The sequence below is a fragment of the Lentzea indica genome (assembly GCF_012184385.1).
GTDB lineage: Bacteria > Actinomycetota > Actinomycetes > Mycobacteriales > Pseudonocardiaceae > Lentzea > Lentzea indica.
The window spans coordinates 26513-40386 of sequence record NZ_VSRL01000059.1 but is presented as its reverse complement, the minus strand read 5'-3'; the positions used below and the strand labels follow the sequence as shown (position 1 = coordinate 40386).

General features: G+C 68.8%; 13 protein-coding genes and 4 pseudogenes. 8 read left to right on the top strand and 9 right to left on the bottom strand.

Annotated elements, in window-relative coordinates; all coding sequences use genetic code 11:
- Nucleotides 1–173: 173 nt before the first annotated feature.
- The gene (locus FXN61_RS18420) at nucleotides 174–578 is read right to left on the bottom strand and encodes an Rv3235 family protein (protein WP_167975292.1); all 405 of its coding nucleotides are present in this window, start codon (nucleotides 576–578) and stop codon (nucleotides 174–176) included.
- 67 nt (nucleotides 579–645) lie between these two features.
- On the opposite strand from FXN61_RS18420, the gene FXN61_RS18415 reads away from it, so the two are divergent.
- Nucleotides 646–1056, top strand: a complete 411-nt coding sequence (locus FXN61_RS18415; RefSeq protein WP_312877828.1) for an HAD-IA family hydrolase — start codon at nucleotides 646–648, stop codon at nucleotides 1054–1056.
- Between the two features lie 84 nt (nucleotides 1057–1140).
- Complete coding sequence (locus FXN61_RS18410) at nucleotides 1141–1446, top strand: hypothetical protein (protein ID WP_167975290.1); 306 nt, start codon at nucleotides 1141–1143, stop codon at nucleotides 1444–1446.
- Here FXN61_RS18410 and FXN61_RS18405 read toward each other — a convergent pair.
- Complete coding sequence (locus tag FXN61_RS18405) at nucleotides 1428–2186, bottom strand: TrmH family RNA methyltransferase (RefSeq protein ID WP_167975289.1); 759 nt, start codon at nucleotides 2184–2186, stop codon at nucleotides 1428–1430. The genes FXN61_RS18410 and FXN61_RS18405 overlap by 19 nt on opposite strands.
- Nucleotides 2187–2291: 105 nt before the next feature.
- On the opposite strand from FXN61_RS18405, the gene FXN61_RS18400 reads away from it, so the two are divergent.
- The 3 genes and pseudogenes from FXN61_RS18400 to FXN61_RS18390 all read left to right on the top strand — a co-directional run bounded on the left by FXN61_RS18400 (nucleotide 2292) and on the right by FXN61_RS18390 (nucleotide 4849).
- Nucleotides 2292–2957 (top strand): phosphotransferase, encoded by a 666-nt coding sequence (locus FXN61_RS18400; protein ID WP_167975288.1) that lies wholly within the window; start codon nucleotides 2292–2294, stop codon nucleotides 2955–2957.
- A gap of 10 nt (nucleotides 2958–2967) precedes the next feature.
- Nucleotides 2968–4361 (top strand): annotated as a pseudogene (locus FXN61_RS18395) (WS/DGAT/MGAT family O-acyltransferase).
- The gene (locus FXN61_RS18390) at nucleotides 4358–4849 is read left to right on the top strand and encodes a DUF6912 family protein (RefSeq protein ID WP_167975287.1); all 492 of its coding nucleotides are present in this window, start codon (nucleotides 4358–4360) and stop codon (nucleotides 4847–4849) included. Before FXN61_RS18395 ends, FXN61_RS18390 begins: the two are co-directional and overlap by 4 nt.
- A 590-nt stretch (nucleotides 4850–5439) precedes the next feature.
- On the opposite strand, the gene FXN61_RS54365 is transcribed toward FXN61_RS18390, so the two are convergent.
- Nucleotides 5440–5826: a VOC family protein gene (locus FXN61_RS54365; RefSeq protein ID WP_167975286.1), complete on the bottom strand. Its 387-nt coding sequence runs from the start codon at nucleotides 5824–5826 to the stop codon at nucleotides 5440–5442.
- A 36-nt stretch (nucleotides 5827–5862) separates the two neighbouring features.
- On the opposite strand from FXN61_RS54365, the gene pruA reads away from it, so the two are divergent.
- Nucleotides 5863–7491: an L-glutamate gamma-semialdehyde dehydrogenase gene (gene pruA, locus FXN61_RS18380; RefSeq protein WP_167975285.1), complete on the top strand. Its 1629-nt coding sequence runs from the start codon at nucleotides 5863–5865 to the stop codon at nucleotides 7489–7491.
- Here pruA and FXN61_RS18375 read toward each other — a convergent pair.
- From FXN61_RS18375 to aroA, 5 genes and pseudogenes are all read right to left on the bottom strand, one after another.
- Nucleotides 7488–8213: an NAD-dependent epimerase/dehydratase family protein gene (locus FXN61_RS18375; protein WP_167975284.1), complete on the bottom strand. Its 726-nt coding sequence runs from the start codon at nucleotides 8211–8213 to the stop codon at nucleotides 7488–7490. The two genes, pruA and FXN61_RS18375, sit on opposite strands and share 4 nt — an antisense overlap.
- 22 nt (nucleotides 8214–8235) lie before the next feature.
- Complete coding sequence (locus FXN61_RS18370) at nucleotides 8236–8760, bottom strand: DUF3558 domain-containing protein (protein WP_167975283.1); 525 nt, start codon at nucleotides 8758–8760, stop codon at nucleotides 8236–8238.
- Nucleotides 8757–9242, bottom strand: coding sequence for a hypothetical protein (locus tag FXN61_RS18365; RefSeq protein ID WP_167975282.1), 486 nt, complete (start codon nucleotides 9240–9242; stop codon nucleotides 8757–8759). The genes FXN61_RS18370 and FXN61_RS18365 overlap by 4 nt, the downstream gene beginning before the upstream one ends.
- A gap of 28 nt (nucleotides 9243–9270) precedes the next feature.
- Nucleotides 9271–10267: pseudogene (gene rsgA, locus FXN61_RS18360) on the bottom strand (ribosome small subunit-dependent GTPase A).
- Nucleotides 10264–11534: pseudogene (gene aroA / locus FXN61_RS18355) on the bottom strand (3-phosphoshikimate 1-carboxyvinyltransferase). The pseudogenes rsgA and aroA overlap by 4 nt, the downstream one beginning before the upstream one ends.
- Before the next feature lie 85 nt (nucleotides 11535–11619).
- Between aroA and FXN61_RS18350 the strand changes: the two are divergent.
- Both FXN61_RS18350 and FXN61_RS18345 read left to right on the top strand, forming a co-directional pair.
- Nucleotides 11620–12354, top strand: coding sequence for an SOS response-associated peptidase (locus FXN61_RS18350; RefSeq protein ID WP_167975281.1), 735 nt, complete (start codon nucleotides 11620–11622; stop codon nucleotides 12352–12354).
- A pseudogene (locus FXN61_RS18345) lies at nucleotides 12351–12961 on the top strand (alpha/beta hydrolase family protein). Before FXN61_RS18350 ends, FXN61_RS18345 begins: the two are co-directional and overlap by 4 nt.
- Here the strand turns inward: FXN61_RS18345 and FXN61_RS18340 are convergent.
- Nucleotides 12958–13815 (bottom strand): DUF7916 family protein, encoded by an 858-nt coding sequence (locus FXN61_RS18340; RefSeq protein WP_167975280.1) that lies wholly within the window; start codon nucleotides 13813–13815, stop codon nucleotides 12958–12960. The pseudogene FXN61_RS18345 and the gene FXN61_RS18340 overlap by 4 nt on opposite strands.
- Nucleotides 13816–13874: the final 59 nt, after the last annotated feature.

The following is a 13874-nucleotide window of genomic DNA, read 5'->3' as shown; positions in this document are numbered from 1 at the left end:
ACCAGCACGGCGAGTCCAACGGCGCCGGCCAGCAGCAGGGCGGCACCCGCAAGGAGCGCCGCGAGGCGGCCCGCCAGGCAGCGAAGAACCAGCGCAAGAGCCGCTGACCCGACCGCACCACCGACGTGGGCCGCGTTCCTTCCTGGAACGCGGCCCACGTGGCGTTTCGGGGCTCACTCCAGCACCGTGAACGCGGTGAACCACCACCGCCCGTTCCGGTGCTCGGCGCGAGCGGCCACCGCCAGCACCCGCTCGTCCCTGCGCACGGTCACCGAAATCTCTGCCACGAACCGTGACGGATGACAAACCCGAGGCACTCGCAACATCCGGGTGGTCCGTGACCGGACCAGCGAACCCAGCCGTGCGGCCAGCCCTGGCACGGCGACGTGCCGCAACAGCCGCCCGGCCCGCCGCCCGTCCAGGACCTCCAGCACGACCGCGACCAACCGGGCGGCGTCGAGAGCAGGCGGCGGTGGTTCCGGCACCGGCACCCAGACAGGCCGTGGCCGGGGCCGTGGAATCACCACCACCCCGGCAGGCGGCTCGTAGGCGGGCAGACGACGAACAACTGGGGGCATGCCGAACAAGGCGCGTCGGCGGGCCGATCAGGACACGTGGCACTCGAAAGTGGGTACCGTCCACAAGGTGCTCAAGGCCCTGGTGCTCGACTACGGCGGCGTCCTGACCGATCCCGGCGAGGACAACGCCGCGGAACCGCCGTTGCTCACCGCCCTCAGAAGGGCCAGGAAACACGGCGTGAAGACCGCCCTGCTGTCCAACGCGGACGGGTGGTGGCAGCCGCCGGCCGCTTGGCAGGGGCTGTTCGACGCCACGGTCATCTCCGGCGAGGTCGGGCTCGCGAAGCCGGAGACCGAGATCTACCTGCTCACCGCCGCCAAGCTGAACCTCCAGCCGCAGGAGTGCGTTTTCGTCGACGACCTCGCGGTCAACGTCAGAGGCGCGGCGGAAGCGGGCATGGTCGGCGTCCACCATCGGTCGACACGGTCCACCCTCGAGGAGCTGGAAATCCTGCTAGCGATCGCGCTCCGCGATTGAGATTTCACTCCGCAGCGTAATTGCCCGCTATTCGGCTGCCCACTACTGTCGATTAAGAACGCAGTCGAATACATAGGGGAGAAAATGCGAAGAATTGTCGCTTGTGTTGCAGTCGCCATTGCAGCCACGGCAATTGCATCACCCGCGCAGGCGCAGGAGCGCGGTTGCTACGACGAGTACCTGCGAGACGGGCGCACGGTCGAGGTCTTCTGCGACGAGGGCAGGCCGGGGCGCTTCCGTGCCGTCGCCCACTGTTCGAACGGCCTGGGATTCTGGGACCAGTACGGCAGCATCGGCCGGGTCAGGGGCGACTCGTCGGTCGCTGTCTGCACGTCACTGCTGGGGTACCCCCGCGTCGACGGCTATCACGTTCACTGGCTGTCGAGCTGAGCCCTGCGCACGAGCTCGAAGCAGAGCACGGCCGCCGCTGAAGCAACGTTGAGCGATTCCACACCCGCCGCCATCGGAATCGAGAGCCACGACGTGATGTGCGGACGCACGTCGTCGGTGATTCCGGACGTTTCGCTGCCCAGCACGAAAGCGGCGCGTTCACCGAAAGAGGCGGAATAAATCGTGTCGGACGCGTGGGAATCCAACGCGTAAAGCGGATAGCCGGACGCGCGCAACAATGCCGAGGCCTCCGCCGCGGTGCCGCAGCGCAGCACGGGCGCTCGGAAAGCCACCCCGGCGGAGGCCTTCACCACCAGCGGGTCGATCGACGCGACGCCGCGGCGCGGCACCACGATGCCGTCGATGCCCGCGGCGGTCGCGGTCCGCAGGATCATGCCGACGTTCGCGGGCGTCGTGATGCCGTCGAGCACCAGGACACTGCGCAGGTCTTCGGTTTCCAGCGCCAGCGCGAGCGGCTTCATCCGCGGCGCCACCACGTCGGCGAGCACGCCCTGGTCCTGCTTGCCGTTGCCGGCCAGCACCTTCACGCGCTGAGCCGTCGCACGCTGCACCTCAACGCCACGAGTCCGCGCCGCGTCGAGAATCTCGCGCGCCGCCGGGCCGCGAGCCGTGTCGGCGAGCACCACCTTGTCCACCGACAGCGCGGGGTCGTCCAGCGCCTCCAGCACTGGCTTGCGGCCGTAGACGGTGACGAAGCGGTCCTTGGGCGAGATCTCCACGGGAAGAGGGTGACAGAGCCCAGCACGGCCGTCTCAAACGGGTGAAGAGCTCCACTAGAGCCATTCGGCCCTTGTGCTTTGGATCATATGCATGATGATCGTCACATGACGGCAGGTATGCGCAGCGTCGCGCAACGTCAACATCTCGCGAGCGGCCAGGACTCGGACGTGTTCATCCGGTCCGACGGGCTGCTCGTCAAACGCACGCGCACCGGCCGTGACCTGCGGCGCGAGGCCGAGATGATGACGTACCTGAGCGGCCATGGCATCCCCGTGCCGCGCGTGCACGACGCCACCGCCGACGAGCTCGTCATGCAGTACGTGCCCGGCCCGCGCATGTCCGAGGAGATCGGCCGCAAGCCGTGGCTCGCCGGTCAGCTCGGCAAGGACCTCGCGGACCTGCACCACCGTCTCGACGTCATCGCGGCGCCCGACTTCCTCTCCGGTGAGGGGAACCTCCTGCACCTCGACCTGCACCCCGGCAACGTCGTGCTCGGCCCGGAAGGCCCCGTGGTGCTCGACTGGGCGTCCGCGACGAAGGGCGACCGCAGGCTCGACATCGCGCTGAGCTGGGTGTCGCTCGCCGTCGCCCGCCTCGCGCCGGTCAAGAAGCTCACGCGGTGGCGGTTCCTCAGGTCGTTCATGGCCAACGTGGACCCGAAGGCGATCGAGGCGATCCCGGAGGCCGCACGCATCCGGCTGGAGCGCCACGACCGCGACCCGGCCGAACGCGCGGCGCTCGAGAAGTTGATGGACCGCAAACGCCACTAGGCTGGGTCGCATGCCGGACCGACTGTCAGCGCTGGACGCCTCGTTCCTGTACCTGGAGGACTCCACGACGCCGATGCACGTCGGCGGCGTGGCGGTGTTCCGACGGCCCAAGGCGGGCTTCGACTACGACAAGCTCGTCGACCTCATCGAGCAACGCCTGAGCCTCGTGCCGCGCTACCGGCAGAAGGTCGTGCACGTCCCGGGACGCATCGCGCGCCCGGTCTGGGTCGACGACCCGGACTTCGACGTCACCTACCACTGCGCCGCAGCGCCCTGCCCAAGCCGGGCAACGACACCCAGCTGCACGACCTGGTCGCGCGCCTGATGTCCCGGCCGCTCGACCACTCCCGCCCGCTGTGGGAGATCTACCTGGTCGAGGGCCTCGCGAAGAACCAGACCGCGGTCATCACCAAGACCCACCAGGCCATGATCGACGGCATCGCGTCACTGGAGATCGGCCAGGTCATGCTGGACGTGTCGCCGTCGCCGCGCACGAACGTCGAGAACCTCTGGATGCCGCAGCCGGAGCCCAGCTCGCTGCAGCTCGTGGCCGACGCGGTGACCGACATCGTGCAGCGCCCCGGTGAACTCGTCGAGAACGTCCGCAGTGCCGCGCTCGACACCGTCGCCACGGTCGAGAAGGTCTTCAACGCCTTCGGAGTGCTCGCGTCCGCGGTGAGGACCGCCGCGACGCCCGCGCCCGGCACGCCCCTGAACGTCCGCATCACCTCGCCGCAGCGCCGGTTCGCGGTCGCCCGCGCCCAGCTCGACGACCTGCGCGCCATCCGCAAGACCCACGGCGGCACCGTCAACGACGTGGTGCTCGCCGCTCTGTCCGGTGCCATGCGGAACTGGCTGCTCAGCCGCGGCGAGAACGTCACCGGCAGCACCACGATCCGTGCGATGGCGCCTCTCTCAGTGCGCGACGCCGACCCCGACTCGGGCAACAACGTGAGCGCCTACCTGGTGGACCTCCCTGTCGGCGAACCGAACCCGGTCGTGCGCCTGCACCACGTCAGCCACGCGATGCGCGCCCACCAGGAGTCCGGCCAGTCCGTCGCCGCCGACGCGCTGGTGAAGGTCTCCGGCTTCGCGCCGCCGACGCTGCACGCACTCGGCGCGCGGGCAGCCAGCTCGTTCAGCCGCCGGCTGTTCAACGTGATCGTCACCAACGTTCCAGGCCCGCAGGTGCCGCTGTACGCGGCAGGCGCGAGAATGACCGAGATCTTCCCGGTCGTCCCGCTCGCCAAGAACCAGGCGCTGGCCATCGGGGTCACGTCGTACGACGGCGGTGTTTACTTCGGGCTGAACGGTGACCGCGACGCCATGTCCGATGTGGACGTTCTCGCGACCATGGTCGAGGAGTCGGTGGAGGAACTGATGGGAACGGCGAGCGCGTCATGAGGGTCTACATCCCCGCCACGGTGCCGATGCTGCGCACCTTCGTCGACAGCGGCGAACTGACTCCGATCGGCGGCACGGCTTTCGCCCTGACGCCCGCACTGCGCGAGTCCTACGCCGCCGGTGACACGGAGGAGCTGGAGTACGCCGCGATGCTGGACGCCGCCCGCGCGTCGTTGCGGTTGCTGGCGGGCGACGAGAAGGCCGAGCCGCGCCGTGCGGTCCTCGCGGTCGACATGGACGACGTGACGCTGCGTCCTGACCTCGACTTCTCGGTCGTGAAGGTTTCCGGGTCGGTGACGTTGAAGGCCGTCGCTTCCGTGCACCTCGACACGTCCGAGGCGGAAGAGGACGTGCGCGCGGCGGCGGAGGTTGTGGACGCCGCGGACCTGGGCGACCCGGATGCGGAGTTCGCGCTGGGCAGTGCGGAAGACCACGAGCTGGCCTGGTACGCGCCGCAGGAGCTCGCGTTCGTGCTGGAGCTGCTCTGAGCGTGGACACGTGATCAGCAGCGACTTGTGGCTGCCGACATGGGACGTGCGTTGCCGTGTACCGGCCGTTGCGCCACGAGTCCTTCGAGTTCGGCGCATCGGGATGCGGGTGGGATCGACGCGGCCATCGGGTGACGGGCTCACCGACGACCGCGTCCCGGTCGTATCCGAGTGAACGGCGTGCGGTTGGACTACCCGGTCGTATTTCTCCCGTTCGTGCTCGGCACGTCGAGCCGATAAGCACGCACCACACACACGACTGCGGCCGGGTTCCCCCAATTTCAAGACTAGTGAGCACCACCGACAGAAGTCTTGTCCGTGACGTCACTGGCGCCTGGGCACAGAGTGCATCTGCAAGTACTACCGACTCTTGATTGAATCACCTTCAACTACACCCAACTTGTTCCGCATCCGTAGGACCGACACCGCGTGCTCGGGGCGCGAAGCGACCTGTTGGTAGTAGAAAGGTGCCTGTTGATGTTGAGTTGGTGGTACTTGCAGACGCCATCAGGGCCAGGCGCCGGGCGCTCGGCGGTTGGTGGACAGGACTTCAGGCAGCCTGCTTAGTTGGCCACCACCGACAGTGGCGCTCACATGCCTTCTGCGGGTTCCCAGAGCTCGATCCGGTTGCCCTCCGGATCAACGCACCACCCGAAGCGCCCGAACTCCGAGTCCTCGGTGTCCGGCAGCACCTCGACCCCGCGTGCCTTGAGCCTCGCCATCAACGACGGCAGGTCGTCGACGCGCAGGTTCAGCATGGTGCGCTGGTGCGGCTCGCCGATGTACTCGGTGTCCTGAGCGAACAACGCCATCGTGGTCGTGCCGGGGCGTTCGTCCGTCGCGGTGTCGAGCCAGTGGAAGGTGACGGTGCCCTTTTCGCTCATCGGTACGCCGAGGTTCTCGCGGTACCAGGCGGCCAGGCGCACAGGATCTCGGGAACGCAGGAAAACCCCGCCGATGCCAGTCACCCGCGCCACCCGACGGACCCTACTACCGCGTGCCACGATGGGGGAATGGACGCCGTAACGTCTGCACCCGAACCGGTCAACGAGCCCGTGCACACCTACGCTCCTGGTAGCGCCGAACGCGCCAGCCTGCAGGCACGCATCGCAGAGCTCGAGAACACCACACACGAGCTGACCATGACCATCGGCGGTCAGCAGCGGATGGGTGGTGGTGAGCGCATCGACGTCGTTCAGCCGCACGATCACCGGCACGTGCTCGGGGTGTCCGCGCAGGCCACGTCCGCTGACGTCGCGGACGCGATGCGAGCGGCCCAGCACGCCGCGCCCGGCTGGCAGGAGCTGCCGTTCGACGAACGTGCCGCGGTTCTGCTGAGGGCGGCCGACCTGCTGAGCGGCCCGTGGCGCGACACCCTCAACGCCGCCACGGTTCTCGGGCAGTCGAAGTCCGTGCAGCAGGCCGAGATCGACTCGGCGTGCGAGCTGATCGACTTCATGCGCTTCAACGTCCACTTCGGCCGCCGGATCCTCGAGGAGCAGCCGGTCTCCAGCCCCGGCGTGTGGAACCGGATGGACCACCGGCCGCTCGACGGGTTCGTCGTGGCGATCACGCCGTTCAACTTCACCGCCATCGCCGGCAACCTGCCGCTGGCGCCCGCGTTGATGGGCAACACCGTGGTGTGGAAGCCGTCGCCGACGCAGCAGCTCGCCGCGCACTTCACCATGCGGCTGCTCGAAGAGGCCGGCCTGCCGCCCGGTGTGATCAACCTCGTCACCGGTGACGGCCAGGCGGTGAGCCAGGTGGCGTTGCGGGACAGGTACTTCGCCGGGCTGCACTTCACCGGCTCCACGCGCACGTTCAAGGCGCTGTGGCAGACCATGGCGAGCAACCTCGACAACTACCGCGCCTACCCGCGCGTCGTCGGTGAGACCGGTGGCAAGGACTTCGTGCTGGCACACGCTTCCGCTGATCCCCGGGCCCTCGTCACCGGGTTGGTGCGCGGCGCTTTCGAGTACCAGGGCCAGAAGTGTTCGGCGGCCTCACGTGCGTACGTCGCGCGTTCGTTGTGGGACGGCGGCGTCCGGGAACAGCTGCTCGACGTCACCAAGTCCTTGTCCTACGGCGATGTCACGGACCTGTCGGCGTTCGGCGGTGCGGTCATCGACCACCGCGCGTTCGCCAAGCACAAGGAAGCGCTGCTGATGGCGTCCGCGTCCACTTCGGTCGAGGTGCTGGCCGGCGGTACGTGCGACGACTCGGTGGGCTACTTCGTCGACCCGACCGTGCTGCTCGGCACCGACCCGCACCACGACATCTTCACGACGGAGTACTTCGGCCCGATCCTCTCGGTGCACGTCTACGAGGACGCGGACTTCCCGAAGATGATGGAGACCATCGACACCTCCACCCCGTACGCGCTGACCGGTGCCGTCTTCGCGCGCGACCGCGTGGCCGTTGAACAAGCGCATCGCGCTTTGCGGTTCGCCGCGGGCAACTTCTACGTCAACGACAAGCCGACCGGCGCTGTCGTCGGGCAGCAGCCGTTCGGTGGCTCGCGCGGCTCCGGCACGAACGACAAGGCGGGCTCGATCTACAACCTGCAGCGCTGGACGAGCCCGCGCGCCATCAAGGAAACCCTGGTGCCGCCGACGGATCACAAGTACCCGCACATGGGTTAGCGAGGTTTCCAGCCCGTGGCCTCGGTGAGCTTCGTGCTCACCACCCGCTGCGACCGCGCGAACACCTCGAGCGACGCCGAGAGCCTGCCCATGAACTTGGGCAGGCGCGTGATCCCCATGTCCCGCTTCAACACCGGCGATCCGACGTTGTAGATGCCAGGGGGCGCCTCGAGCGCGGCGATCGCCGCAGCCGCAGCGTCACCGGGGTGCACGACCGACATCCAGCCATCGCCCACGAGCACCGGCGGTTTCTGCGCCTCGCCGCCGATCAGCATCCCGATGCGCAGGAACACGCCGCCGGGGTGCCTGAGCACGTTCTTCTGCGCCTCCACCGAACTGGCGATGTGCCCGACCGGCTTGAGGGGTGCGTCCTCATCGAGCTCCCGGTCACCGCCGTCCGCGTAGACGAACGAGATGCCCTCCTGCACGATCCGCTCGACGCCGGCCATCCGAGTTGCTTCGACCAGTGCGGCGCTGCCCTCGGTGCGGATGCGGTTGTTCTCCGCCCATGCGCTGGCCAGGACGGCCTTCGCGCTGAGCGGAATGCGGGTGGCGAGGTTGATGACGGCGTCGTGGCCCGTCAGCGCGGTGGCGAGCTGCCCGGCGTCGAACATCGAGGTGGTGCGCCGGTCCAGCACCCCGACCTCGTGTCCCGCCGCTCGCAGCCGCGGCACCGCTTCCCGTCCGAGCACACCCGTCGCACCGATCACGAATACCTTCATGACAGGTGGACGAGACAGCGCCTCAGGACGTGACAGGCAGTCGTTCGAACGCGTCTTTCGCATAGCCCTGCACGATCGAGGCGACCTGGTCGGCGTTGCCGTTCAGCAGGCGCGCGACGACCTTCAGCGACTCGGTCGCGTTGACCGCCACGAGCGTGGTGCACTCCATGCCATCAGGGGTGGTGGCGCACGACGTCGCTGCCGAGTGGCCGTCGCCGACGAGCATCTCCACGGACTTGTCCGGCCGCGCATAAGCACCCGCGAACGCCACCAGGACCATCAGATCCTTCTCGGTGCCGGGACCCACCTGGAACAGACAGGACCGCGGGATGGCCGGATACGGCTGCGGAGGCCCGTTCAGCGGCCCGTCGAAGTCCGCGGCAGTGAGCAGCTGACACGGGTCGCTGGTGAGCTTGCGCGGTGTGTCGATGCGCGGCGAGGTCGTGGCAACCGTCGTCGTCTCGCTCGGAGTGCTCGAAGCCGTGGTCACCACTGGCGTGGCCGTGCAGCCGGTGAGCAGGACCAGGAGTGGCAGGTGGCGCTTCACTTCGGCAACCGTTCCAAGGCCTTCAGCGCCAGTTCCTGGGTGAGCTGGCCGATGACGTTGGGATCGTCGTGCCGCCGGACGACCTTGATCGTGATCAACTGGCCGTCCCGCACCTCGACGACGCCCTCGCAGGTCACCAGCCCCGAAGCGTCCTTGCACGTGCGCGTCATCGGGCGGTCGCCGATCACGGCACCGTAGCCGCCGTTGGCGATGAGCCGGTCCGACTCCTCCGCGAACGGCTTGAGGAGCAGGTTCACGACGACCTCGGTGCGACTGGAGGCCCATGTGCAGTCGCGTTTGGTCTTCCCGATCGTGGTGCTCGCCGACCGGTCGTCCACCTCGAACACCTCCTCCCCGCGCAGCAGCGTGCAGGCATCGGTGTTCTCGAACTTCGGCGGCTCGGGAGCAGCAGGTTGCTCGGTGGTGCACGCGCCGAGCCCGAGCAGTCCGGCGAGCACGGTGGCTCCCAGTCGTGTGATCACGGCGTGAGTGTGACTGACCGGCACAAGTTCATTCCGGGTGTTCGTCCAAACCTGCCTTGGAAGCCAGCAACCGCCGCAACGACGTCAACCGTCCAGGAGCGTCCGGCACGAGCTCGTCCAGCATGCAGCCCGGGTCCTCCGGCGCGCCGAGGTGGCCGCAGCCGGGCGGGCACTCCTCGGCGCCTCGGCGAAGTCCGGGAACGCCTTCACGATGTCGTTCGGCGTGATGTGCGCGAGGCCGAACGAGCGGATGCCGGCGTGTCCACGACCCAGCCGCCGTCGGGCAGGCGCAGCGCCACGGCCTGGGTCGAGGTGTGCCGGCCCTTGCCGACGCCGGACACCACGCCCACCGCGCGGTTCGCGTCCGGCACCAGCTTGTTGACCAACGTGGACTTGCCGACGCCGGAGTGGCCGATCAGGCACGACACCGTGTCCGTCAGCCTGGCGCGCAGGACGGCGGGCTCCTCGTCGAACCGCGTCACGATCACCGGCACGTCGAGCTCGGTGTACAGCGCCAGCAACGATTCGGGAGACGCCAGGTCGGACTTCGTCAGGCACAGCACCGGTTCCAGGCCGCCTGCGTACGCGGCGACCAGGCACCGGTCGATGAAACCCGTGCGCGGTGGGGGATCGATCAGCGCGCACACGATGATGAGCTGGGAGGCGTTCGCGACGACGACGCGTTCGAACGGGTCGGTGTCGTCCGCGGTCCGGCGCAGCACCGAGGTGCGTTCCTCGACGCGCACGATGCGGGCCAGCGTGTCCGGCTGGCCCGACGTGTCACCGACGATGCCGACCTGGTCGCCCACCACCACGGGCGTGCGGCCCAGTTCGCGCGCACGCATCGCCGTGACGACGACACCGGACTCCAACGCGCACGTCCAGCGTCCCCGGTCCACGCCGATCACCATCGCGCTCTCGGCATCGGCGTGTTCGGGCCGTCTCTTGCTACGTGGCCGCGTGCCCTTGCCGGGGCGCACGCGCACGTCGGATTCGTCGAGCTTGCGCCAGTCCCGCTTGCTCACTTCAACGCGCCCCCGGTGAGCATGGCGTCCCACATCCCCGGGAAATCGGGGATCGTCTTGGTGGTGCTGCCGATGTCGTCGACGGAGACGCCCGGCACCACCAGGCCGATGATCGCGCCCGCGGTCGCCATCCGGTGGTCGGCGTAGGCCTTCCACAGGCCACCACGCAACGGCCGAGGCTCGATGATCAGGCCGTCCTCGGTCTCGGACGCTTGCCGCCCAACGCGTTGATCTCGTTCACGAGAGCCGCGATCCGGTCGGTCTCGTGGCCGCGGATGTGCGCGACACCGCGGATCTGCGTGCGTCCCCCGGCCAACGCCGCCAAGGCGGCCACCGTCGGCGTCAGCTCGCTCTCGTCGCGCAGGTCGATGTCCAAACCGGACAGGCGAGACGGGCCGCGCACAGTGAGACCGCGTTCCGACAACTCGACCGTGCAACCCATGCGCTGCAGGATGTCGCGCACCGCGTCACCGGCCTGAGTCGTGACGGCAGGCCAGCCCGGCACCGTCACCTCGCCACCGGTCACCGCGGCCGCCGCCAGAAACACCGTCGCGTTCGACAGGTCAGGCTCCACGTGCCACGTCCGTGCGGCGATTGGACCCGGCTCGACGTGCCACAGGTTCGCGTCGGTCTCCACCCGGACACCGGCCGAACGCAGCGTTTCGACCGTCATGTCGATGTGCGGCAACGAGGGCACGGGCTTGCCGTCGTGCCGCACCGTCACGCCCTTGTCGTACCGCGCACCGGAGAGCAGCAGCCCGGAGACGAACTGCGACGAGCCCGACGCGTCGATCGTCACCTCACCACCGGCCAGCGACCCCGTGCCGCGCAACGTGAACGGCAGCCCGTCGCCGTCGACGTCCGCGCCCAGCGAACGCAACGCACCCAGCACGGTGCTCATCGGCCGCTTGCGGGCGTGCGGGTCGCCGTCGAACCGGATCTCGCCCTCAGCCAGCGCGGCGGCGGGCGGCAGGAACCGCATGACCGTGCCGGCGAGGCCGCAGTCGACGTCCGCCGGTCCGCGCAACGGGGCGGGCGTGACGTCCCAGCCGCCGTCCTCGCGATCGGCGAAGCCGACACCGAGAGAGGAGAGCGCGGCAGCCATCAGCACCGTGTCGCGACTGCGCAACGGCGCGTGCACAGTGGAGGGCCCGTCGGCGAGTGCCGCGAGCACCAGAACGCGGTTCGTGATCGACTTCGAGCCGGGCACCGGCACCGTCGAATGGACTTGGCCGGGCGCGCTGGGGGCTGACCAGTGCTGAGTCATGCCTGAATGATCCCGCATGACGGTTGGGGCAGCTCGCACAGGTGTTCCCGACGTGCGACGATGACGACTTCGGAGGTGATCGGTTTTGTGTGGTAGGTACGCCTCCACCAAGGACCCGGCGCTGCTGGCGGCCGAGTTCGACGCGGTGGACGGAACCGGCGACGAGGCGCCAGGGGCTGACTACAACATCGCTCCCACCAAGCACGTCATGGCGGTGGTCGAGCGCAAACCCGCAGAAGACGCTGACGAGGTGGAACGCAGCATCCGCGTGATGCGCTGGGGACTGGTCCCGCACTGGGCCAAGGACCTCTCCGGCGCGGCGAAGATGATCAACGCCCGTGCGGAGAGCGTGCTGACCAAGCCCGCCTACAAGCAGTCCGCGACCAAGCGCCGCTGCATCCTGCCCGCCGAGGGCTGGTACGAATGGCAGCCGGGCGAGGGGCGCAAACAGCCGTACTTCATCACCCTTGGCGATGGCGCTTCTCTGGCGATGGCCGGCATCTGGTCCGTGTGGTGGAAGGACGACGTTCCCACCGTCACGTGCGCGGTGCTCACCACGGACGCCATCGGCGCGATGACCGAGGTGCACCACCGCATGCCGTTGCTGCTGCCTCAGGACCGCTGGTCGGCGTGGCTCGACCCGACCTCCCTGGATCCGTCCGAGCTGCTGGCTCCGGATCCCTCGATCGTCGAGGCGCTGGAGCTGCGCCCCGTGTCGACGGCGGTGAACAGCGTGAAGAACAACAACGCATCCCTGATGGAACGCGTCTCGCTCACTGAAGACGAGAAGCCCTCACCCACCTTGTTCGAGTTGTCGTGACAACGCTGTTGGTGGACACGCCGCACGGTCCGGCTCGGGCCTCGCTGCACTGTGCCCACGAACCGCGTGCGGCGCTCCTTCTGGGTCACGGCGCCGGTGGCGGCGTGGAGGCCCCGGATCTGGTCGCCGCGTGCCACGCCGCCAACAAGGTCGGCGTGCACGTGGCCCTGATCGAACAGCCCTACCGCGTCGCGGGCCGCCGTGCCCCCGCGCGGCCAACCAGCTCGACACTGCCTGGCTGTCCGTGGTCGACGACCTGGGCGAACGCTGGTTCGACGGCCTGCCCCTGGTGTTCGGGGGCCGGTCGTCCGGCGCTCGCGTGGCCTGCCGCACCTCGGTCGAAGGCCAGGCCGTGGCGGTGCTGTGCCTGGCGTTCCCGGTGCATCCGCCCGGCAAGCCGGAGAAGTCCCGCATGGCGGAGCTCGATGGCGTCGAGGTGGCGACGTTGGTCGTGCAGGGCGAGAACGACCCGTTCGGACAGCCCGAGCGTGGCCACCACCGCGAAGTGGTGCTGCTGAAGGGCGACCACTCGCTGAAGGCGTCCGTTGCGGACGTCGGCCGGTCCGTGGGCGAGTGGCTGGACCGCGTGCTGCGCCCGCTGGACTAACGCGCCATCCGGGTCCACGTGTGGCGCCTGCCCCTGATCGCGACCGAGTAGGCGTAGAGCAGCTCGGGGTCGCCCATGCCCGGCAGGAAGCAGTCGCCGATGTGGTGCGCGTCGACGCCGATCTCCTTGGCGGTGAGGGCCAGCTGCGGCACGACGTTGGTGTGTGAGCCCTCCTGTGACGTGCCGATAGCGCCCATGACGACGGCGCCCTTCTCGTGCACTGCCTGCACCGCTTCGGCGGCGGCCTCTCTCGTGACGCCGGGCAACGTGCCGGGGAGCGGGAGGATGACGCCGTCCGCACCCGCGTCGACCAGGTTCACGAGCTTCTGCGCGGTGATGGGTTCGGGATGGCCGGCGTGGTGCATCTTGCCGACCCACAGCGCGGCGTCCGTCCGGATCTGTTCGGTCGCTTTGGCCATGCCGTCGAGCGAACCGTCCGTGCTCGGGTTGGCGGTCAGCACGATGAGCGCCGCGCCCGCGTCGGCGAGCCTCTGAGCGTTGGCCCGAGTGGCTTTGCGCAGTTCGGGGACGGTGCCCGGCTCCAGGTTGACGCCGATCGGCCTGCCGATCTTCGACGCCAGTTCGCCCAGGCTGCCCAGTTCGCCGAGACCGGGGAAGCGGAACGTGGTGCCGTCCCAGACCCTGTCGATCATGTTCAGCACGATGACGTCGGCACCGAAGGCGGCCATCAGCTCGGCGTTGTGCACGCCGGTCTGCCCGTCGAACGACAGCGCCGCACGATCGGCGAACACCTCGGCGACCATGGTCCGGCCTTCGGACGCCGCCACGGCCCTGGAGAGTTCCTGTCCGCGGAGTGCGGCGAGCCCGGTGCGGTCGAGGTCGAGGATGCGCACGTCTGCCTCCACTGTGGTCTAGACCATGTGGTGGCACTCTACGACTTCGGCTGGGATCA